General features: G+C 63.2%; 17 protein-coding genes. 11 read left to right on the forward strand and 6 right to left on the reverse strand.

What is annotated here, in order from left to right; all coding sequences use genetic code 11:
* Window positions 1-4: 4 nt before the first annotated feature.
* From ACWTU7_RS15605 to ACWTU7_RS15620, 4 genes are read left to right on the forward strand one after another with little or no spacing between them, the layout of a single operon-like run.
* Window positions 5-1,096 carry a phosphotriesterase family protein gene (locus ACWTU7_RS15605; protein WP_455839135.1) on the forward strand — a complete coding sequence of 364 codons (1,092 nt, stop codon included), beginning with the start codon at window positions 5-7 and terminating at the stop codon, window positions 1,094-1,096.
* 17 nt (window positions 1,097-1,113) lie between these two features.
* Window positions 1,114-1,884 (forward strand): glutamine amidotransferase, encoded by a 771-nt coding sequence (locus tag ACWTU7_RS15610; protein ID WP_455839134.1) that lies wholly within the window; start codon window positions 1,114-1,116, stop codon window positions 1,882-1,884.
* 3 nt (window positions 1,885-1,887) lie between these two features.
* Window positions 1,888-2,796: a PfkB family carbohydrate kinase gene (locus ACWTU7_RS15615; RefSeq protein ID WP_455839133.1), complete on the forward strand. Its 909-nt coding sequence runs from the start codon at window positions 1,888-1,890 to the stop codon at window positions 2,794-2,796.
* On the forward strand, window positions 2,793-3,623 hold the full coding sequence (locus ACWTU7_RS15620; protein ID WP_455839132.1) for a BtpA/SgcQ family protein: 831 nt from the start codon (window positions 2,793-2,795) through the stop codon (window positions 3,621-3,623). Before ACWTU7_RS15615 ends, ACWTU7_RS15620 begins: the two co-directional genes overlap by 4 nt.
* A gap of 96 nt (window positions 3,624-3,719) precedes the next feature.
* Here ACWTU7_RS15620 and ACWTU7_RS15625 read toward each other — a convergent pair whose 3' ends face one another.
* The 4 genes from ACWTU7_RS15625 to ACWTU7_RS15640 all read right to left on the reverse strand — a co-directional run bounded on the left by ACWTU7_RS15625 (window position 3,720) and on the right by ACWTU7_RS15640 (window position 9,868).
* A complete protein-coding gene (locus ACWTU7_RS15625) occupies window positions 3,720-4,706 on the reverse strand; it encodes an NAD-dependent epimerase/dehydratase family protein (RefSeq protein WP_455839131.1) in 987 nt (328 codons plus the stop codon).
* A gap of 145 nt (window positions 4,707-4,851) precedes the next feature.
* Complete coding sequence (gene smc / locus ACWTU7_RS15630) at window positions 4,852-8,310, reverse strand: chromosome segregation protein SMC (protein ID WP_455839130.1); 3,459 nt, start codon at window positions 8,308-8,310, stop codon at window positions 4,852-4,854.
* Between the two features lie 123 nt (window positions 8,311-8,433).
* A complete protein-coding gene (locus ACWTU7_RS15635; RefSeq protein WP_455839129.1) occupies window positions 8,434-9,180 on the reverse strand; it encodes a DsbA family protein in 747 nt (248 codons plus the stop codon).
* A gap of 187 nt (window positions 9,181-9,367) precedes the next feature.
* Window positions 9,368-9,868: a DUF721 domain-containing protein gene (locus ACWTU7_RS15640; protein WP_029355672.1), complete on the reverse strand. Its 501-nt coding sequence runs from the start codon at window positions 9,866-9,868 to the stop codon at window positions 9,368-9,370.
* 55 nt (window positions 9,869-9,923) lie between these two features.
* Here ACWTU7_RS15640 and mutY point away from each other — a divergent pair, with 55 nt between their 5' ends.
* Window positions 9,924-11,060, forward strand: coding sequence for an A/G-specific adenine glycosylase (gene mutY, locus ACWTU7_RS15645; RefSeq protein ID WP_455839128.1), 1,137 nt, complete (start codon window positions 9,924-9,926; stop codon window positions 11,058-11,060).
* 45 nt (window positions 11,061-11,105) lie between these two features.
* A complete protein-coding gene (locus ACWTU7_RS15650) occupies window positions 11,106-11,717 on the forward strand; it encodes an HAD family hydrolase (protein WP_029355668.1) in 612 nt (203 codons plus the stop codon).
* Window positions 11,718-11,783: 66 nt separating this feature from the next.
* On the opposite strand, the gene ACWTU7_RS15655 is transcribed toward ACWTU7_RS15650, so the two are convergent.
* A complete protein-coding gene (locus ACWTU7_RS15655) occupies window positions 11,784-12,917 on the reverse strand; it encodes a DNA methyltransferase (protein WP_455839127.1) in 1,134 nt (377 codons plus the stop codon).
* 174 nt (window positions 12,918-13,091) lie between these two features.
* Between ACWTU7_RS15655 and ACWTU7_RS15660 the strand changes: the two genes are divergently transcribed.
* Window positions 13,092-13,781 (forward strand): HAD family hydrolase, encoded by a 690-nt coding sequence (locus ACWTU7_RS15660; RefSeq protein ID WP_455839126.1) that lies wholly within the window; start codon window positions 13,092-13,094, stop codon window positions 13,779-13,781.
* 39 nt (window positions 13,782-13,820) lie between these two features.
* Here ACWTU7_RS15660 and ACWTU7_RS15665 read toward each other — a convergent pair whose 3' ends face one another.
* Window positions 13,821-14,495: a hypothetical protein gene (locus tag ACWTU7_RS15665; RefSeq protein ID WP_455839125.1), complete on the reverse strand. Its 675-nt coding sequence runs from the start codon at window positions 14,493-14,495 to the stop codon at window positions 13,821-13,823.
* A 127-nt stretch (window positions 14,496-14,622) separates the two neighbouring features.
* Between ACWTU7_RS15665 and thrC the strand changes: the two genes are divergently transcribed.
* The 4 genes from thrC to ACWTU7_RS15685 are packed head-to-tail and all read left to right on the forward strand — an operon-like array spanning window position 14,623 to window position 20,831.
* On the forward strand, window positions 14,623-16,020 hold the full coding sequence (gene thrC / locus ACWTU7_RS15670; RefSeq protein ID WP_455839124.1) for a threonine synthase: 1,398 nt from the start codon (window positions 14,623-14,625) through the stop codon (window positions 16,018-16,020).
* Window positions 16,021-16,034: 14 nt separating this feature from the next.
* On the forward strand, window positions 16,035-17,327 hold the full coding sequence (locus ACWTU7_RS15675) for a M16 family metallopeptidase (RefSeq protein WP_029355661.1): 1,293 nt from the start codon (window positions 16,035-16,037) through the stop codon (window positions 17,325-17,327).
* Between the two features lie 16 nt (window positions 17,328-17,343).
* A complete protein-coding gene (locus ACWTU7_RS15680; RefSeq protein WP_029355659.1) occupies window positions 17,344-17,940 on the forward strand; it encodes a GNAT family N-acetyltransferase in 597 nt (198 codons plus the stop codon).
* A 2-nt stretch (window positions 17,941-17,942) separates the two neighbouring features.
* A complete protein-coding gene (locus tag ACWTU7_RS15685; protein ID WP_455839123.1) occupies window positions 17,943-20,831 on the forward strand; it encodes an EAL domain-containing protein in 2,889 nt (962 codons plus the stop codon).
* The last annotated feature ends 213 nt before the right edge of the window (window positions 20,832-21,044 follow it).

Here is a 21,044-nt window from a genome sequence, read left to right on the forward strand (position 1 = left end):
GCCTATGAGTGATCTCTTCGATGACGCAGCTCCCAGGCAGCGGCTGGCGATCGGGGTCGAAACCGGCCAGGTGATGACCGTGCTCGGCCCCGTTCCGGTCGAAGAAATGGGCGTTACGCTGATGCACGAGCACATCCTGCTCGACGGCGCGCGCACCTGGAAGTGCCCCTGTCATCCCGACGACATGGCGCTCGCCGAGCAGCCCGTGAACATCGAGATCATCGGCGAACTGCGCATGAACCCTTACGTCAACCGCGACAATGTTTCGCTCGACGACAGCGACCTGGCGCTGTCTGAGCTGCAACGCTATCGCGCGCTCGGCGGCCACACGGTCGTCGACGCGACCAACATCGGCATCGGCCGTGAAGCGGAAAAGCTCGCCCGCATCAGCCGCATGTCCGGCCTGAAGATCGTCATGGGCACCGGCTTCTATCTGGAGCACACCCATCCCGAATGGCTGAAGACCATGGATGTCGACGCGGTGACCGAATTCATCGTCAACGATGTCGGCGGCGGCGAGATGCAGCCGACGATCCTGGCCGGTCTGATCGGCGAGGTCGGCGTCAGCAAGGACTTCACCTCCGAGGAACGAAAGTCACTGCGAGCTTCGGCGCGGGCCTCGCGCATCACGGGCGTGCCGCTGTCGATCCATTTGCCCGGCTGGGAGCGGCTGGCGCACGAGGTGCTCGATGTCGTCGAGGCAGAGGGCGCCGATCTTCGCCACACCGTGCTCTGCCATATGAACCCCAGCCACAACGATCTCGACTATCAGACAAGCCTCGCCCGGCGCGGCGCTTTCCTGGAATACGACATGATCGGCATGGACTATTATTATGCCGATCAGGACGCGCAATCGCCCTCCGATGAAGAGAATGCACGGGCAATTGCGGCACTTATCGACGCCGGCTTCGGCGACCGCCTGCTGCTGTCGCAGGATGTGTTCCTCAAGATCATGCTGACCCGCTTCGGCGGTTTCGGCTACGGCTATATCCTCAAGCATTTCGTACCGCGCCTGAAACGGCATGGCGTCGAGCAACCGGCCATCGACCGCATGCTGGTCGCCAATCCGAGGGCTGTGTTCTCGCGGCGGAACTGACTTACGACGGAGTTCAAATGTCCAAGAAAAAGATTCTGCTAGCCGGTGAATCCTGGGTGTCGACCGCGACCCATATCAAAGGCTTCGATCAGTTTCCGACGGTCACCTACCACACCGGCGCCGACGAATTGCTGACGGCGCTGAAGGCGACCGACTTCGATGTGACCTTCATGCCGGCGCATGAGGCGCAGCGCAGCTTTCCGCAAACAATGGAGGCGCTTTCGGCCTATGATGCGGTGGTGCTCTCCGACATCGGCGCCAACACGCTGCTTCTGCATCCCGACACTTGGGTTCACTCGAAGCCGACGCCGAACCGTTTGCGCCTGCTGCGCGATTATGTGCGCGACGGCGGCGGGCTTTTGATGTTTGGCGGCTATTATAGCTTCCAGGGCATTAATGGCGGCGCGCGCTATCGCAAGACGCCGGTCGAGGAGGTGCTGCCGGTGAACTGCCTCGCCTTCGACGACCGCGTCGAGGTGCCGGAAGGGTTTTCGCCTGTTCTGAACGGCTCCTCGGACCACCCGATCTTGAAGGGTCTCGGTTCGGCTTGGCCAATCCTGCTCGGCTTCAACGAGGTGACGCTGAAAGACGGGGCGGAAGTTCTGGCAACCGTGTCATCGGATTACGGATCGCTGCCGCTGCTCGTCGCCGGCCAGTATGGCAAGGGCCGCACTGTGGCCTGGACATCCGATGTCGGGCCGCATTGGCTGCCACCGGAGTTCATCGCCTGGAAAGGCTACAAAACCCTGTTCGAACAGATGCTGAGCTGGGCGACCGGTGAGAGCTGAGCGATGCATGTCCATGTCGTGGGCAATGCCTGCGTAGACACGATGTTTCGCGTCGGCCGCTTCCCCGCCGCCGGCGAGACTTTGAACGCCAGCAGCTACGCCGACGGCCTCGGCGGCAAAGGCGCAAACCAGGCCGTTGCGGCCGCGCGCACGGGTGCTGCGGTGACGTTTTGGACGGCGCTCGGCAAGGACCGCGCAGGCGCATGGATCCGAGCCTCTCTCGACAGGGAGTTGTCCGACCTCGAGGTGAGCGAATTCGACCTGCCGAGCGACCGCTCGACCATCGTCATTGAGGCCGGCGGCGAGAACTTCATCGTCAGCGGTGTCGCCTGCAGCGAAGCGTTCGATCCGATCGCGCAAACGGCACTTGCGCGACGGATCGCGTTCGGCGACATCGTCGTCTGTCAGGGAAACCTGCGAGGCGCCGCGATAAATGCCTGCCTGCGGGCAGCACAGGAAAATGGCGCGCGCACCGTCCTGAACGCCAGTCCTATCAATGCGGCGGCTTTGCCTGACTTCGGTCTGGCGCAGCTGTTGGTCGTGAACCAATCCGAGGCGAAAGCACTGACCGGCGAGGGTGATATGGCAGCTGCGGCCGACGCGCTCGCGGCCAAAGGCGCCGGAACAGTCGTGATCACACTTGGCGCGGAAGGTTGTCTCGTGCTTGGCCCGGACCAGGAAGCACCGCTTCGTTTGCCGGCGCCCCGCGTCGAAGCGCTCGACACCAGCGGCGCCGGCGATGTGTTTTGCGGCTGTCTGGCCGGCGGGCTTTCCAAAGGAATGTCGGTTACCTCAGCGCTGAAGTTCGCGCTCGCGGCCGCGGCAATTGCGGTGACTCGCCCGGGCACATTGATATCCTGTCCTTCCGCGCCTGAAATGGCGGCGCTCATCGATGAAACGGAGCTCTCATGACCCAACTCGGCCAATCAGGCGCCGACGCGCTCGTAGAACTTTTCGGCTGCACCAAGGTGGTGATCGGTGTCGTTCATCTTGCGCCGCTTCCTGGCTCGCCGCGCTTTGACGGCGAGGCGGTCGAGGCGATCTATCAGCGGGGTCTCGATGATGCGAGGTCCTATCTCGACGGCGGATGTGACGGCGTGATCGTCGAGAATCATGGCGACATCCCCTTTGCAAAACCTGACGATATCGGACCGGAGACAGCGGCCTATATGGCGGTCGTTTCCGACCGTATCCGCCGCGAACTCGGCAAGCCGGTCGGCATCAATGTGCTCGCTAACGCCGCGATCCCTGCCCTTGCGATCGCCAGTGCCGCCGGCGCGGGTTTCATCCGCGTCAATCAATGGGCGAATGCCTATGTCGCCAACGAGGGTTTTGTCGAGGGCGAGTCGGGTCGCGCGGCGCGCTACCGCGCCAAGCTTCGCGCCAACGGCATCCGCGTTTTCGCCGATGCTCATGTCAAGCATGGCGCACACGCCATCGTTGCCGACCGGCCAGTGGAGGAACTGGTCAAGGATCTGGTCTTCTTCGACGCCGACGCCATCATTGCGACCGGTCAGCGCACCGGGCACGCTGCGGATCTGAGCTACATCCGCATGATCAAGGAGGCCGCCGGCCTACCGACGCTGGTCGGCAGCGGCGTGACGCCCGACAATGCTAACGATATCCTTGGCATCGTCGATGGCGTCATCATCGCCAGCGCACTGAAGCATGACGGCGTCTGGTGGAACCAGGTCGACCCTGCCAGAGTAAAGACCTTCATGGCCGGGCTAAGGCGATGATCGAGCGGCAATGATGCCATTCTGTTTGTGGCCGGAGCGAAGTCGCGGGGCCGCAAACGCGGATGCCAACAGGCAACGACGACACTCAGGCCGCAGTCACCTTGTCGTTGATCCTGCAACCCATTCGGACCGGTACCAGTCGACGAATTTCTTCAGACCATCTTCGATCGAAACGCTCGGCTTGAAGCCGAAATCGCGCTCCAGTGCCGTCATGTCGGCATAGGTCCGCTCGACGTCGCTGCTCTGCATCGGCTCGCTGTGGCGGATCGCCTTTACACCGAGCAGTCTTTCCAGAGTGTCGATGAAATCGCCCAGCCGCACCGGCCGGTTGTTGCCGACATTGTAAATCCTGCTGGGTGGGGCCTCGGCCATGGGCGGCTTGTCGAGCACGGCAACGACCGCCCGCACCACATCGTCGACATACGTGAAATCCCGCCACATCTCGCCATTGTTGAATACCCGGATCGGCTTGCCCTCGAGCATCGCCTTGGTGAATATCCAATAGGCCATGTCGGGCCGGCCCCAAGGGCCGTAGACGGTGAAAAACCGCAAGCCGGTTTGCGGCACCCCGAAGAGATGGGCATAGGTGTGGCTCATCAATTCATCTGACTTCTTGGTAGCAGCGTAGAGCGAGACGGGCCTGTCGACCTGATCGGTCTCGCTGAACGGCACCTTGCGGTTGCCGCCATAGACCGAACTCGACGAGGCATAGACCAGATGCTCGAATGCTGGCTGCGCGCGACAGAATTCGAGCACTTCGAGATGGCCGACGACATTGGAACGGACATAGAGCCTCGGATTGTCGAGTGAATGGCGCACACCCGCCTGCGCGGCGAGATGGACAATCCTGACTATGCCTTGTCCGGCCAAAGCGGTAGCGAGCGCGCCCTGTTCGGCGATCTCGATCTGATGAAAGGAAAAATTCTTGTGGGGCTGAAGGCGGGCGAGCCGCCCCTTTTTGAGCGCCAGGTCGTAATAGTCGTTCATATTGTCGACGCCGACGACTGCTTCCCCCCTGCTCAAGAGGTGGTGGCAAACGTAGCTGCCAATGAATCCCGCGGCTCCAGTGACAAGTATAGGCAACAAGGTTCTCCATGCACATGATCGAAATCGAGATCGATTTCCGAAACGACCATGTGCAACATCAAAATGCTACATCCGAATGAAGGACCGTCTCAGCTCGTGCTATAGCCGATAGGCGCTACCGACAAGCTGTGCTGTCCACGCGTCAGCTCGCCTCGCGCAGAGCCTCGGCCGCCTGCAGATCGACCGACACGAGCTGGCTCACGCCCTGCTCGGCCATGGTCACCCCGAACAGCCGGTTCATGCGGGCCATGGTGATCGGGTTGTGCGTGATGATGACGAAGCGCGTCTCGGTGGTGGCGGCCATTTCGTCCATCAGATTGCAGAAACGCTCGACATTGTGATCGTCGAGCGGTGCGTCGACTTCGTCGAGCACGCAGATCGGCGCGGGATTGGTCAGGAACACGGCGAAGATCAGAGACATCGCCGTCAACGCCTGTTCGCCGCCGGAAAGCAGCGTCATCGTCTGCGGCTTCTTGCCGGGCGGCCGCGCAAGGATTTCGAGACCGGCCTCGAGCGGATCGTCGGACTCGATCAGTTGCAGTTCCGCCGTCCCGCCGCCGAACAGATGCGAAAACAGCCGCTGGAAATGACCGTTGACCACGTCGAAGGCAGCCAGCAGCCGTTCGCGGCCTTCGCGGTTCAGGCTCTGGATCGCCTGCCGCAGCTTGCGGATGGCCTCGATGATGTCCTCGCGTTCGGAAACGATGGTCTCCAGCCGATCGGATAGTTCCTTCTGCTCTTCCTCGGCGCGCAGATTGACGGCGCCCAGGCGCTCGCGCTCGATCTTCAGCCGGTCGAGTTGACGCTCGATCTCAGTCATCTCCGGCATCGGGCTGTCGGCCTCCAGGCCGGTGTGGCGGATGACCAGATGCGGCGGCGTGTTGAGCGTTTCCTGAATGCGCGCCTCGACCTCCAGCCGTCTTTCGTCGGCAGCGGTCAGCCGCTCTTCGGCGCGGACGCGCGTTTCGCGCGCCTCGGCCAACGACTGGATTGCTGATGTCGCGGCCTTGTCCAGTTCGGACTGCTTGTTCTCCGCCTCCTGCAACCGGTCGCCGGCTGCCTGGCGCAGGCTTTCGGCTTCGGCAAGCTGCGACAGCAAGGCGCGCCGCTTGGCGTCGATCTCGTCGGGTGCGTCGGCCAGTCTTTCGCGCTCGGCCTCGGCCTCGGCCTTGCGTTCGCCGAGTGCCGCGATCTGCGTCGAGGCGTTTTCGGCGCGCTCCAGCCAGTTGCGGCGTTCCTGGCCGATGGCGTCGAGGCGGCGCGTTCGCGCTTCGGCTTCCCGCCTCAAGCCTTCATGGACGGCGCGGGCATCGGCAAGGGTGGCGCGGTCGCGAGCGACGTTGGCGGCCGACTGTTCGAGCTGCAACTGCAGATCACCGAGGTCGGGAGCGCTTTGCAGCAGCATCTCCGCCTCGACGAATGCCGCCGCCGTCTCTTCATGGCTGTCGACGATACGCGCGCGGGCCTCGTCAAGTGCGGCGCGTCGGCTCGACAGCTCGCCGCCGGCCTTCTCGGCCTCGGCCAGCGCGTTGCGGGCGGCGTCCAGCCCATGCTGGGCATCACGCCCGGCTTGACGGGCGTAGCGCTCGGCCTCGCTCGCCCGGGCAAGCGCCTGCTCGGCATGGGCAAGAGCCTCTTCGGCCTGGCGCAGGATGCGGGTCGCGTGGACCGCCTCGGCGTCGAGCTCGGCCAGCCGGTTTTTCTGCGCCAGCCGCTGCGCGGCCGCGGTCGGCGCGTCGGCGCTGGCGGTGAACCCATCCCAACGCCAAAGCGCCCCTTCGCGGCTGACCAGCCGTTGCCCGGGAGCAAGCAGCGCTTGCAGCCGCTTTCCGTCGCCGGCCTCGACGATGCCGATCTGCGCCAATCGGCGGGCCAGTTGCGCCGGCGCGCGCACCACACTGGCAAGGCTCTTGATGCCTTCGGGTAGAGCGGCGTCGCCGGGCTGGATCTCGCTTTGCCCCCAATGCACCGGCGCGCTGCGGTCGAGCGGCACATCGAGATCCTCGCCAAGGGCGGCGCCCAGCGCCGTCTCGTAGCCGCGTTCGACGCTGATCTGCTCCAGGAGGGAGGGGAAGAGGTCGCCGCTCGCGGCATTCAGGATCTTGGCCAGCGTGCGGGCCTCGGTTTCGATCCGCGCCAGCTCGGCCTTTGCATCCTGAACGGGCGGGCGGGCGGCACTTTCCGCCGCGCGCTCCTCGGCGACAGCCTGTTCGGCGGCAATCGCTGCGGCTTCGGTCTCCTCGAGCAGCGCCACGGCCTGTTCGACCAGCAGCCGCTTCTCGGCGGGATCGGGCAGGCCGGCGACCCTCGAAGCGATGTCGGACAATTCCCGGTCGACATCGGCGAGCTGGCGGGCGAAACGGTCGCGGCGCTCAGCGGTGTCGCGCAGCGTTCGTTCGATCTGGTTGCGGGAGGCGGCGGCCTCCGCCCGTTCGGCCGTCAGCCCGGCGAGTTTGGCTTCACTGGCGGCAAGCGTCGACGCCGCCTGTTCGACCGCCGCGCGGGTGCTGGCCTCACGGTCGGCGGCGCCGGCGTTCTCAGTGTTGAGCACGGCTTCTTCGGCGGCGAGGCGCTCAAGAATATCCGCATTGTCGCGGACCATCCGCTCCTCGCGGACGATGTCGCCGTCGAGCTGCTGGAGCCGGCGGTCGAGTTCTGCTTGGCGGGCGCGGATGCGGCCCGCTTCCTCTTCGATCTGCGTCTTGGCGATCGACAGGCGCTGGAAGGCGGCAGCGGCGGCGGCTTCCGCATCGCGCAGTTCCGGCAACCGATGCGCGCCGATCCCTTGCTCCCTGGCGGCAGCCATCTGGGCGGCGGCGCGGTCGCCGACCAGTGCCGTGGCAATCGCCAGCGCCGAGCGCGCCTCGCCTTCTTGTGTTTTGGCCAACGTCCAGCGTAGATGCAGCAGCGTCGCCTCGGCCTTGCGGATGTCGGCCGACAGGTTCTTGAAGCGCGAGGCCTGGCGGGCCTGGCGCTTCAGGCTTTCAATCTGGCTTTCCAGCTCGCCGACGACGTCGTCCAGCCGTTCCAGATTCTGTTCGGCCGCCTTCAGACGCAGTTCCGCCTCGTGGCGGCGTGTATGCAGACCCGAAATTCCGGCCGCCTCTTCCAGCAGCGCGCGGCGCGCCTGCGGCTTTGCCTGAATCAGCTCGCCGATGCGGCCTTGCCCGACCATCGAGGGCGAGCGCGCGCCGGTCGACTGGTCGGCGAAAAGCAGTTGCACGTCCTTGGCGCGGGCTTCCTTGCCGTTGATACGGTAGAGCGAACCCGCCTCGCGCTCGATGCGGCGTGAAACCTGCAGTTCGTCTGCGTCGTTGAAGGCGGAGGGCGCGCTACGGTCGCTGTTGTCGAGGAAAAGCGTGACTTCGGCGGTGTTGCGGGCAGGACGCGTTCCCGAGCCGGAAAAGATGACGTCGTCCATGCCGGACGCGCGCATGTTCTTGTACGAGCTTTCGCCCATCACCCAGCGCAGCGCCTCGACAAGGTTCGACTTGCCGCAGCCGTTCGGCCCGACGATGCCGGTCAGGCCGCGTTCGATGACGAACTCGCCGGGTTCGACGAAGGACTTGAAACCGAGCAGGCGAAGGCGCGAAAACTTCATTCGCGCCGCCCAATAAGCGGGTTCCGCAAAACTGTTCGGCGGTTTTGCGACAGGGCGCCAGGCGCGCGGCACGACAAAAAGCCACGCACGCCTAAGCGCAGCCGCTTCGGCGCCGCTGAAACGTCAGAGCAGAGGGTCGATAATGGCCGAGATTTCCTCAATCGACAGCGCCCCCTTGTAGGTCTTCCCGTTGATAAAGAAGGTCGGCGTCGAGTCGACCTTGAATTCATCGGCGCCGCGTTTTTGGACCGACCTCACATCGTCCAGAAGTTTCTGGTCCGTCAAGCAGGCCTCGAAGGACTCCTGTGTAAAACCGGCCATCTTGGAGATTTGCAGCAGGGCGTCCTTGGTATTGGCGACACCTGCCCAGTTCGCCTGCTGCCTGAACAGAACGTCCACCATCGGGAAATAATTGTCCTTGGAGCAGCGCGCCAGCATGAAACCGGCCTCGGCGCTGGGGTCGAACGGAAATTCGCGCAGGATAAGGCGGGCCTTGCCGGTGTCGATATATTTCGTCTTCAGCTCAGGCAGGGTGGTTTCGTGGAAATGCGCGCAGTGCGGGCAGGTCATGGAGGCATATTCGACAATGGTGACCTTCGCGTCGTCCTTGCCCAGTTGCTCGTCGGGCAGTGCGCCGGGTTTCAGCAGGGCCGCCATGTCCACCGTGCCCTGGGCCTCAGGCGCCTTGACCGCGGCCGGAGTGGCCGGCTTCGCCGGATCGGCCGGCTTCATCGCATCGGCGGGAGCCGCAGGCTTTGCATCCTGCGCCGAGGCTTTCTCGCCCGAGTCGCTGCAGGCGGCGAGCAGTGCCACCGCCGGAATTGCGGCTAGCGACGACAGGAGGTTCCTGCGGGACAAAAGACGGGTCATACGAATCACCTGACAATGGTTGGATTTTGCAATGCAAAGGCTAGAAAAGGCGAGAGTTGGCGCGAATTAAGGCATCCCCGTCCCCATTCCAATCGCCAAACCTTGTCTACGCGATCACGAAAGCGCGAGATCAATGCTTGTCGCCCAAAAGGGCGCAGCGGTTTTGGGTGGGCGACATGCATAAAATTCAAGTCTTCTTTTGACCGAGAATGGTGGCGCCGAGCCGCTCCAGCGAAGCGCGCAGTCCGTCATCCTCGATCATTCCGACAGTGCCTGACAACTTTACCTTCTCGGCCGCGGTCAGCGGCCGAAAGCTTGGTTTAGGCCGCCCTTTGTCCGCCGTCACCGGCTTTTGTACGATTCTGATACGGCCGATAGCGTTGAAGCCGAGGAAGGCGTTGACCCTGTTAATGATCTCGCCGGTCTCGTGCTGCAGATGGAGCGCGGCCATGCCTTCGCAGGCGATGACCAGAACCGCCGGCTCGAACGGATCATCTTCATGCATGCGGCGCGGCCACTGGATCTTTTCAGGGCGCGAACGGCTGGCGAGCCGCGGCCCGGCAATCTCCTCCCAGGACTGGACGAGCCCGATCGACATGCCGGCCCGCTTCCGCAACACCGGATCGAGAATCTGGGTTGCGAGATCACTCACCGGAACGGGATTGCCGAAGGGCCTTTTCCCTGCCATGTGCGTTCTCCAGTCACGACCTTCACCACGCATCGGTTAGGCCAGTCCTCGATCAATGGCACTGCACGACCAGACCCGCAAGACCGCATCCGGAGACAGCGGCAGAGCCGCGTCTGGAGAAAGCGGCCAGATCGCGTCCCGCCTGCTCGCCTGGTACGACGCGTATCACCGCGACTTGCCGTGGCGCGTTGCGCCGCGCGAGTTGGCAAGCGGCATACGGCCCGATCCATACCGCGTCTGGCTTTCCGAAGTCATGCTGCAGCAGACCACGGTCGAAGCGGTAAAATCCTATTTCCGGGCCTTTGTCCAGAAATGGCCTGATGTTGAGGCGTTGGCTGCGGCACAGGCCGAAGATGTCATGAAAGCCTGGGCCGGGCTCGGCTATTATTCCCGCGCGCGCAATCTCAAGGCCTGCGCCGATCTCGTCGCACGGCAAGGCGGCAGGTTTCCGGACACGCAGACTGCCTTGAGAGAGCTGCCCGGCATCGGCGCCTACACGGCGGCGGCGATCGCGGCGATCGCCTTCGACCAGCCGGCCGCGGTCGTCGACGGCAATGTCGAGCGGGTCGTTTCCCGGCTGTTCTCGATTGCCACGCCGCTGAGCGAAGCCAAGGGAGACATACGCGCCTATGTCGAGCGCATGGTTCCAGCGACCAGACCGGGCGATTTCGCCCAGGCGATGATGGATTTGGGCGCGACGATCTGCACGCCGCGCCGGCCGCGTTGCATGCTGTGCCCGCTGCGAGAGGATTGCAGCGCCACTGTTTCAAGCGATCCCGAGCGCTTTCCTGTCCGCCTGCCGAAGGGCGAGAAACCGTTGCGGCGCGGGGCTGCCTTCGTTGCCGTACGTGACGATGGCGCCATTCTTTTGCGCAAACGTGCGGATAAAGGCCTGCTCGGCGGCATGACCGAAGTACCGACGACCGGCTGGACCGCGCGGGTCGACGGCGCCACCACGGACGCGGCAGCGCCCTTCCCCGGCAACTGGCGGCCAACCGGGCGGATTGGCCATGTCTTCACCCATTTTGCGCTCGAACTCGACGTCTTCAAAGCGATGACCGATGGCGCCGCCCCGGCGGGTCATTTCTGGTCGCTGGCCCACGAAATTTCCGGCGAAGCGCTGCCCACCGTCATGAAAAAGGTAATCGAAGCGGCGATACCGGGCGCGACGAAGAAGCAGCGCGCACATTGAATCGCCTACATCACCCCACATGAAATGCATTGAACGAGGACTAGAATGACCGAAATCCGCCACATCGTTTTCGACATCGGCAAAGTGCTGATCCACTACGATCCGAACTTGCCCTTCAGCCGATTGATCCCCGACGCCGACGAGCGGAAATGGTTCTTCGACAATGTCTGCACGCATGACTGGAACATCGAGCAGGACCGGGGCCGGACCTGGGAAGAGGCCGAGGCGCTGCTGATCGCCGAACACCCGGACCACGCCGAAAACATCCGCAACTTCCGCCGCCTCTGGCACGAGATGGTGCCGCACGCTTATGACGACAGCGTCCAGATCATGGAGAAGCTGATAGAGAGCGGCCACGACGTCACCATGCTGACCAATTTCGCCGCCGACACGCTGGCTGAAGCCCGGCAGCGTTTCGACTTTCTCAACCGTCCGCGCGGTGTGACCATTTCGGGCGAGATCGGCATGATCAAGCCGGATCGCGGCATTTACGACCATCATGTGACCGCGTTCGGCCTCGAGCCCGCGGCCACGCTGTTCATCGACGACAGCCCGAAAAATGTCGACGGTGCCAAGGCGGCCGGCTGGCAGTCGGTGCTGTTCACTGACGCAAAGACGCTCGAGGCGGACCTCAGAGGGCTGGGGGTCAGAGTGTGATTTGAATCACTTCGACAGGCCGATTGATAATCCGCTTTAACATGGCAGACACATACGATCCGTTCGTCAGGCCCCTGCCCGCTCCATGCCGAGGCGGGCGATACGGCGAAGCTCGTCGATCGGGGTCAGGCCGCCGCTGCGCTCATAATGCCAGAAGGTCCAGCCGTTGCAGGCATCCAGCCCCTGAACTTCCGCGCCGATCTTGTGGATCGATCCGGCGCTGTCGCCGACCGCCACCGTGCCGTCGGCGCGCACCCTGGCCGCCCAGCGCTTCTTGGCGTCATAGAGTGTGGCACCTGGCAGCATCAGCCCGGTGTCGATAAGGCTGACGAAAGCAACGCGCGGCTCGGCGCGCTTGCCGGTGAGCACGGTGAGATCAGCGCGGTCCAGCGGCCGGACCGCATCGATGCGCTCGTTGGCGGCGTCGATATAGGCCTGCTCACGCTCGATGCCGACGAAATGGCGGCCGAGGCGCTTGGCCACGGCGCCGGTGGTGCCGGAGCCGAAGAAAGGATCGAGCACGATATCGCCGGGCTTCGTCGAGGCCATCATGATGCGGGCGAGCAGCGCCTCGGGCTTCTGCGTCGGATGCAGCTTGTCGCCATTTTCATTCTTCAGGCGCTCGCCGCCGGTGCAGATCGGAAACAGCCAGTCGGAACGCATCTGGATGTCGTCATTCGACGCCTTCAGCGCTTCGTAGTTGAAGGTGTAGCCCTTGCCCTTCTGGTCACGCGAGGCCCAGATCATCGTCTCATGGGCGTTCTGAAAGCGGCGGCCACGGAAATTCGGCATCGGATTGGTCTTACGCCACACGACATCGTTGAGGATCCAGAACCCCAGATCCTGCATCTTGGCGCCGACCCTAAAAATGTTGTGGTAGGAGCCGATGACCCAGATGGTGCCGTTGGGTTTCAGCACGCGGCGCGCCGCCAGCAGCCAGGCGCGAGTGAAGGCGTCGTAGACCTCAAAACTCGCGAACTGGTCCCAGTCGTCGTCGACGGCATCGACCCTGGACTGGTCGGGACGATGCAGATCGCCGTCGAGCTGCAGATTGTAGGGCGGATCGGCAAAGATCACGTCGATGGATTTTTCGGGCAGCCGGTCGAGCGCGGCGACGCAATCGCCCTTCAGGATCGTATCCAGCCATTCGGATTGCTGGGGAGCATGGGAAAGCTCATCGAGAAGACGCACGGCAGACATTGTGACACCCAAAGCACGCGTTACTGTTTACTCCCTGTTATGGTTACCGATCAGCGTAAATATTCGATGAAGGCCGAGGGTCCGGAGCCCAGGTAATTTGCGAAGACCGGTCTGTTGGTGTATGCCGCGCCGCCTGAACCGTCTCAGCCCCTCCCTCCCGCTTTCCGGATCGCTATGCCTCAGCCAGACCTTGTCATCTTCGATTGCGACGGCGTGCTCGTCGATTCCGAAATCATTGCCGCGCGCGTCGAAGCCGAGCTTTTGACGTCGGCCGGTTACGAGATATCGGCCGAGGAGCTTTCTGAAACCTATGCCGGGCTGACCTTCAAGGACATCATGATGCGTGTCGAAGAGAAGTCTCGCATCCCGTTCCAGGCCTCGCTGATCGATCGTGCCGAAGAGCTGGTCGACCGCCGGCTGCGCGCCGACGTGCGCGCCGTCGACGGGGTGCACGAGGCAGTCGCCGCGGTGACAGCACCGCGCTGCATCTGCTCGAATTCGCGCACCGAGCGGATCGAATTCATGTTGGAGAAGGTGCGTCTGCTGCCGTTTTTCACTGGGCACATTTTTTCCTCGCTGGAGACGCCGAGCGGAAAATCCAAGCCGGCGCCCGACGTGTTTCTCTTTGCCGCGGAAAAACTCAAGGCCGACCCGGCGAACACCTTCGTCATCGAGGATTCCGTGCACGGTGTGACCGGCGCCAGGACAGCCGGCATGCGTGTGATCGGCTTCACCGGAGCGGCGCACAGCTATCCCGGACATGCCGACGCGCTGACCGAGGCCGGCGCCGAAACGGTCATCCGCCGCTGGGCGGAGCTGAAAAGCGTGATCGCCGCCCTGTCGGAATGGTCGGCGGATGCGTGATGCATGCGCCTCCGACCGTAGGCGGCTCCAACGCCGCCGCTATTCGGCCGCGGCAATCCTTTTGTCGGTCTTCTTCGGCGGGCCTTCGTCATAGCCGGCGAACGCCTGATAGTCCCGCGCGGTGGGCTCGGGAACGACAACGTTCGAATCGGTGAAGACGAACTGGGTGGCACTCGAGGGATTGGTAACCTGGACCTGATGTTGGTGAAGCTGCGAGTAAAGGACCTCGGTGCCATGCATCACAGCGATACGGATCGGCATGGTGATGGTACCCGGGCTGAACATCGGTCCCGGAACGACCTTGCCGGCGACGGCTATCTTCATCGTCAGCGAGCCGTTGGCACGGTTGCAGTCGCGGGTCACATCGGTGATCGAGGCCTGATAGATGATCTTCGCGGAATCGTCCTGCTGGTCGCTGCTCGCGTCAAGCGCGGCAGCTTCGGCGTCCTGAGCGGCGGCTTTTTTCTTGGGCTTTTGGCTGCCCTTGGCATAGGTGTTGAAGAAGGCGGTGCCGTCGCGCAGCGTCACTTTCGGACAATAGGCCTGCAATTGGCTGGCGAGAACCTTGGGGTCCGGCGGTGGTGGCGGTGTTGTGTCCGTCTTTCCGAAGCCCAGGATGCCATTGCCGCCTGATTGGCAGCCGGCGGCGGTAAGCATAAAGCCAGTGAGCGCCAGACCCGCGACAAAACGACCGTTGAATGTATGAAACGCCATGAACTGCACTTCCCTCTCGCAAAGCGGGTGACGTATATCAACCGCGCGGCAAAAATGCGACTGAACAAGTCCGGAAATTAACCACTTTGCCGCAGACGAAACCGCCCGGCAGCAATGGAACATGACGATGCAATATGTGAGTACCCGCGGGGAAGCGCCCGTGCTTGGATTTTCCGACGCGGTGCTGGCGGGCTTGGCGCGCGATGGCGGTCTTTATGTGCCTGATACCTGGCCGCAGTTTTCGGCGGCAGATATCCGCGCCATGCGCGGCCTTGCCTATCCCGACCTCGCCATCCGCGTGCTGTCGCCGTTTCTCGGCGGCGAGATCGCGATGCCGGTGTTCGAACGCCTGGTGCGCGAAGCCTATGCGACCTTCCGTCATGAGGCGGTCTGCCCGCTGATGCAGACCGGCTCGAACATGTTCGTTCTGGAACTCTTCCATGGCCCGACGCTTGCCTTCAAGGACGTGGCCATGCAGCTTCTCGCCCGGCTGATGGACCATGTGCTTGCCGAACGCAACCAGCGCGCCACCATTGTCGGCGCCACGTCCGGCGACACCGGCGGCGCCGCCATCGATGCCTTCGCCGGGCGCAACAGCACCGACATCTTCGTTCTTTTCCCGCACGGCCGGGTCTCGCCGGTGCAGCAGCGGCAGATGACGACGTCCTCTGCCGCAAATGTCCATGCAATCGCGGTCGAAGGCAATTTCGACGATTGCCAGGGGCTGGTGAAGGACATGTTCAACGATCACGCTTTTCGCGACCGGGTATCGCTGTCCGGCGTCAATTCCATCAACTGGGCCCGCATCATGGCCCAGATCGTCTATTATTTCTCATCGGCGCTGTCGCTCGGCGCGCCCGACCGGCCGGTTTCCTACACCGTACCAACCGGCAATTTCGGCGACATCTTCGCCGGCTACGCCGCCAAGAAGATGGGGCTGCCGATCGAGCGGCTGATCATCGCGACCAACGATAACGACATTCTGGCGCGCACGCTGTCGAGCGGCGAATATCGCACGAAAGGCGTCTTTTCGACCACGTCGCCGTCTATGGACATCCAGGTTTCTTCGAATTTCGAGCGCTTGCTCTTCGAGGCGGCCGGCCGCGACGCCTCGACCGTGCGGCGCTACATGAGCGGCCTCAAGCAGTCCGGCGCCTTCACCATCGAAGCGGGCGAGATCGCCAGGATCCGCTCCGAATTCGATGCCGGCCGTTCGACCATGGACGAAGTCGCCGCTACGATCCGCTCGACGCTCGCAGCCAGCGACTATCTGCTCGACCCGCATACGGCCGCAGCCATACATGTTGCGGCTGCGAAGGCCACCAATGCCGTGCCGATGGTGGTGCTGGGCACCGCCCATCCGGCAAAGTTCCCGGCCGCCGTCGAAGCCGCCAGCGGCGTGTCGCCGACCCTGCCCGCATGGCTAGGCGGGTTGATGACATCAGAGGAAAAATACACGGTACTTCCATCCGACCTGAAAATGGTGGAAGATTATGTTAGCCGCCACACGCGGGCGGCAAGTTAGGGAGTATCAGCTATATGGGTGTTGAGGTAAGCCGTCTGTCGAACGGCCTGACAGTCGCCACCGAAACCCTTCCAAGCCTCGAATCCGTCGCTCTTGGTGCCTGGCTCAAATCAGGCGCCCGCAACGAGCGTAGCGAAGAGCACGGAATGGCCCACTTGCTTGAACATATGGCGTTCAAGGGAACCAGAAGGCGAAGCGCCTTCGAGATCGCCTCGGAAATCGAGGACGTCGGCGGCGAGATCAATGCCGCTACCAGTGTCGAGACCACCTCCTATTATGCCAGGGTGCTGAGCGACGACGTGCCCCTGGCCGTCGATATCCTCTCCGACATCTTGCAGGAATCCGAGTTCGACCCGCAGGAGCTGGAGCGCGAACAGCATGTGATCCTGCAGGAGATCGGCGCCGCTCACGATACGCCCGACGACATCGTCTTCGACCGCTTCACCGAGACGGCTTTTCGCCACCAGACGATCGGCCGCTCAATCCTCGGCACGCCGGAAACCGTCAAATCCTTCACCTCGAAGCAATTGCACAAATTCATCGAACGGCAATATGGCGCCGAGCGCATGGTGGTCGTCGCCGCCGGCGACATCAAGCACGACAATTTCGTGCGCGAGGTCGAGAAGCACCTTGGCGGTTTCCGCAGCAAGTCCGACAACACGATGCCGCAATTTGCGCAATATGTCGGCGGCGATTTCCGCGAGGACCGCGACCTGATGGACGCGCAGATCGTGCTGGGATTCGAGGGCCGCGCCTATCATGTACGCGACTTTTACGCCTCGCAGGTCCTGTCGATGATCCTTGGCGGCGGCATGTCGTCGCGTCTTTTCCAGGAGGTCCGCGAAAAGCGCGGGCTGTGCTATTCGGTCTATGCCTTCCACTGGGGTTTTTCCGATACCGGCATATTCGGCGTCCATGCCGCGACCGGGCAGAGCGACATCGCCGAGCTGGTGCCGGTGGTCATCGACGAGTTGCAGAAGGTCGGCGAGAACATCCTGCAGGAGGAACTCGACCGGGCACGCGCCCAGTACCGTGCAGGCCTGATCATGTCCGCCGAAAGCCCGGCCAGCCGCGCCTCGCAGATCGCCCGGCAAATGCTGCTGTTCGGCCGGCCGATCGCCAAGGAAGAGCTGATGGAACGGCTGTCGGCGCTGACGGTCGAGCGGCTGACGGACCTGTCGTCACGGCTGTTTTCGACAAAGCCGACGCTGACTGCCGTCGGACCGGTGGGTACGCTCGCTCCCTATGAGGCGGTCCTCGAATCGCTTTCGGGCACGCAGACCACGGCCCGAAAGCTCGCCGGCTAAAGTCCATCAAAGCGTCATGTTCGCGCTCCCTTTCTTTCGCCGTGACCTGCCGGCACTGAAGGGTGACCGGGTCACGCTGCGCGTGCCGCTGACCAACGACTACCGCGAATGGTCGGTGCTGCGCGGGGAAAGCCGCGCCTTCCTGGAGCCGTGGGAGCCGCGGTGGAACCCCGACGAGCTCGACCGCACGGCCTGGCGGCATCGCCTCAGCCGCTATCGCGAAGACTATGCGCAGGGAACGGCCATAGCCTTCTTCATCTTCGAGAAAGGCAGCGGCAAGCTTGTCGGAGGAATCACCCTCGGCAACATCCGCCACGGCGTCGCGCAAAGCGGCCATATCGGCTACTGGATCGGCGAGCGCTACAGCGGCCGTGGTCTGATGACCGACGCGGTCAAGGTCGTGACGCGCTTTGCCTTCGATACGCTGAGGTTGCACCGGATCGAAGCTGCCTGTATTCCCGACAATGCCCGGTCGATCCGCGTGCTTGAAAAAGCCGGATTCCGGCGCGAAGGACTTCTGCGATCCTATCTCAGGATCAATGGCATCTGGCAGGACCACTACCTCTACGCCCGGATCGAAGACGATCCGCCGGGCGCGGGAACGAAGGACTGATTTTGACGAATTTCCTGCGAATCGGGTCGTTGTTCGCCTTTGTGCTGACGGCAATCGCCGTGCTCTGCGCGGCGTCCTCGGCCTTCGCCGTCGAGCCGATCAAGATCGCCCGCGACGACGTGGCGCTCGACCTTTCGGGCGCCGTCGAAATCTACCGCAACCAGGGCGAGAACTTTCAGGTGTCGACCGCTCCAGGCCCGGACGGCATCGTGCGGCGCATCGAGGTCGAGGCCAATGATGCGCGCTCGACCGGCGACTGGGCGGTGTTCGCGCTTGCCAACACCACCGACCAGCAGCTCGACAGGCTGATTGTCGCACCGCATTTCCGGCTGGTGAATTCCGGCATCTTCTGGCCGGATCTCGGCTCGACCCGCATTGCCGCGATCACGCCCAGCGAGGGCTTCGCGCTTGACCGCCAGAGCAGCCCCGACGCCGATGTGTTCCGGGTGACGCTGAACCCCGGAACGGTGATCACCTTTATTGCCGAACTTGCCTCGCCCAAACTGCCGCAGGTATATCTATGGGATCCGGAATCCTACAAGGATTCGGTCAATTCCTACACGCTGTTTCGCGGCATCGTCATCGGCATCGCCGGCCTTCTGGCGCTGTTCCTGACCATCCTTTTCGTGGTCAAGGGGACCTCGATGTTCCCGGCAACCGCAGCACTCGCCTGGGCGGTGCTCGCCTATATCTGCATCGATTTCGGCTTTCTCAACAAGGTCCTGGAAATATCGCCCGGCAACGAGCAGATGTGGCGAGCCGGAACGGAGGTGGCGCTTGCGGCGACCTTCGTGGTGTTCCTATTCGCCTATCTCAACCTCAACCGATGGCACGGCCATTTCAGTTACGGCGCGCTGGTCTGGATTCTGGGGCTGCTGCTGATCGCTGGCGTTGCGATCGTCGATCCGGCGGTCGCCGCCGGCATCGCCAGGCTGTCCTTCGCCGCCACCGCGCTGACCGGCCTCGGCCTGATCATCTTCCTCGGCATACGCGGCTACGACCGTGCCATCATGCTGGTGCCCAGTTGGGTCATGGTCCTGTTGTGGCTATGCGGGTCGTGGATGGCGATCACCGGCATGCTCGACAACGACATCGCCCAGCCGGCACTGGGCGGCGGGCTGATCCTCATCATCCTGCTGATCGGCTTCACCGTCATGCAGCACGCCTTTGCCGGCGGCGCACTGCATCAGGGCCTGTTCTCCGATCTCGAACGGCAGGCGCTGGCCGTCGCCGGATCGGGCGACACGGTGTGGGACTGGGACGTGATGCGCGACCGCGTCGTCACCAGGCCGGATGTCAGCATCCAGCTTGGCCTTGCGCCCGACAGCCTGGGCGGAGCTGCTCGCAACTGGCTGCCGGTACTTCATGCCGACGACCGCGACACGTTCCGTACCACGCTCGACGTGGTGCTCGAACACCGGCGCGGCAGGGTGTCGCAGAATTTCCGCCTGCGCGGCGCCGACGGGCACTATCACTGGTTTTCGCTGCGCGCACGGCCGGTGATCGGATCGGACGGCGAGGTCATCCGCTGCGTCGGCACCATGGTCGACGTGACGGAGCAGAAAAAGTCCGAGGAGAGGCTGCTGCACGATGCCGTGCATGACAATCTGACTGGCCTGCCGAACCGGGAATTGCTGATGAATCGGCTGGAGGCGATCATTTCGATCGCGCGCACGGAAGAGAAAGTGCGTCCGACCGTCTTCGTGATCGACATCGACCGGTTCAAGCAGGTCAATGACGGGCTCGGCATCTCGGCCGGCGATACCATCCTGCTGACCGTTGCGCGCCGGCTGCACCGGTTGCTCAAGCCGAAGGATTCGCTGTCGCGTTTTGCCGGCGACCAGTTCGCGCTGATGCTGCTTTCCGAACAGGACCCGGCCCGCATCGCAGCCGTTGCCGACGCCATCAAGCATGCGATCAACAATCCGATCACCTTTGCCAAGCGCGAGATCGTGCTGACCGCCTCGATTGGGCTGGTCACCTGGACCTCGGCGCAGAGTTCGGCCGAGGACATGGTCAAGGACGCCGAGCTTGCCATGCACCAGGCCAAACGTTTTGGCGGTGACAGGATCGAGCCGTTCCGCCCCGCCTTCCGGACCGTCGGCACCGACCGACTGCAGTTCGAGTCCGACCTGCGCCGCGCCATTGAACGGCGCGAATTCACACTCGCCTACCAGCCCATCGTGCGGCTAGAAGACGGCAGTGTTGCCGGATTCGAGGCGCTTTTGCGCTGGGACCATCCGCGGCGCGGCATGATCCCGCCGGGCGATTTCATCCCGGTCGCCGAGAGCTGCGGCCTGATCGTGCAGCTTGGCCTGTTCGCTATGCAACAGGCCGCCGAAGATCTGGCGGGATGGCAAAAGCAGATCGGCGACGCGCCGCTGTCGGTTTCGGTCAATCTGTCCAGCCGTCAGCTCATCCGCCGCGATCTGGTCAGCGACGTCCGATCGGTGATCGCGCGGGCCAACCTGAAGCCGCGCTGCTTCCGGCTCGAACTCACCGAATCGCTGGTGATGGACAATCCCGAGCAGACAGCCCATGTGCTGAACAAGCTGAAGAAGCTTGGCATCGGCCTGTCGCTGGACGATTTCGGCACTGGCTATTCCTCGCTGGCCTATCTGACGCGCTTTCCCTTCGACACGATCAAAATCGACAAGAGCTTTGTCGACGACGCGACACCGAAGCGCGCGGTGCTGCTCAAATCCATGGTCAACATGGCGCATGAACTCGGCCTTTCGGTCGTGGCCGAGGGCATTTCGGATGAAAGCGATGCGCTCGAACTGCGCCAGATGGGCTGCGAATATGTGCAGAGCTTCATGTTCGGCGCGCCGATGCCCGGCGATCAGGTGCTGAAGACGCTGAAGGAACAGTATCCGCTGGCTCGGGCTTGATTTTGTGCATGTCGGTTGTCCCAAGACCGCTGCCCATTTTGGGCGGCATGAGCCTGGCGATTGGCACCCGCTGGAGCGCATCGGCAACGTCTCTGCTCCCCCGGCTCGGCACTCCATCAATAGTACGACCGGAGGTCACGCGACTGTGAACGGGAGTATTGGTTTACGGTTCGCGCTGTGCATCATACCCTCTTGGCGAAATCGGTGCGAAGA

It is taken from the genome of Mesorhizobium sp. BHscii (assembly GCF_053848065.1).

Bases quoted from the DNA above. Each gene is read 5' to 3' on its own strand.
- ACWTU7_RS15635 (WP_455839129.1), bottom strand. From the start codon at position 9,180: ATGACCCGTCTTTTGTCCCGCAGGAACCTCCTGTCGTCGCTAGCCGCA.
- ACWTU7_RS15655 (WP_455839127.1), bottom strand. From the start codon at position 12,917: ATGTCTGCCGTGCGTCTTCTCGATGAGCTTTCCCATGCTCCCCAGCAA.
- ACWTU7_RS15605 (WP_455839135.1), top strand. From the start codon at position 5: ATGAGTGATCTCTTCGATGACGCAGCTCCCAGGCAGCGGCTGGCGATC.
- ACWTU7_RS15650 (WP_029355668.1), top strand. From the start codon at position 11,106: ATGACCGAAATCCGCCACATCGTTTTCGACATCGGCAAAGTGCTGATC.
- ACWTU7_RS15675 (WP_029355661.1), top strand. From the start codon at position 16,035: ATGGGTGTTGAGGTAAGCCGTCTGTCGAACGGCCTGACAGTCGCCACC.
- ACWTU7_RS15665 (WP_455839125.1), bottom strand. From the start codon at position 14,495: ATGGCGTTTCATACATTCAACGGTCGTTTTGTCGCGGGTCTGGCGCTC.
- thrC (WP_455839124.1), top strand. From the start codon at position 14,623: ATGCAATATGTGAGTACCCGCGGGGAAGCGCCCGTGCTTGGATTTTCC.
- ACWTU7_RS15680 (WP_029355659.1), top strand. From the start codon at position 17,344: ATGTTCGCGCTCCCTTTCTTTCGCCGTGACCTGCCGGCACTGAAGGGT.
- ACWTU7_RS15615 (WP_455839133.1), top strand. From the start codon at position 1,888: ATGCATGTCCATGTCGTGGGCAATGCCTGCGTAGACACGATGTTTCGC.
- ACWTU7_RS15660 (WP_455839126.1), top strand. From the start codon at position 13,092: ATGCCTCAGCCAGACCTTGTCATCTTCGATTGCGACGGCGTGCTCGTC.
- ACWTU7_RS15610 (WP_455839134.1), top strand. From the start codon at position 1,114: ATGTCCAAGAAAAAGATTCTGCTAGCCGGTGAATCCTGGGTGTCGACC.
- ACWTU7_RS15640 (WP_029355672.1), bottom strand. From the start codon at position 9,868: ATGGCAGGGAAAAGGCCCTTCGGCAATCCCGTTCCGGTGAGTGATCTC.
- mutY (WP_455839128.1), top strand. From the start codon at position 9,924: ATGGCACTGCACGACCAGACCCGCAAGACCGCATCCGGAGACAGCGGC.
- smc (WP_455839130.1), bottom strand. From the start codon at position 8,310: ATGAAGTTTTCGCGCCTTCGCCTGCTCGGTTTCAAGTCCTTCGTCGAA.
- ACWTU7_RS15620 (WP_455839132.1), top strand. From the start codon at position 2,793: ATGACCCAACTCGGCCAATCAGGCGCCGACGCGCTCGTAGAACTTTTC.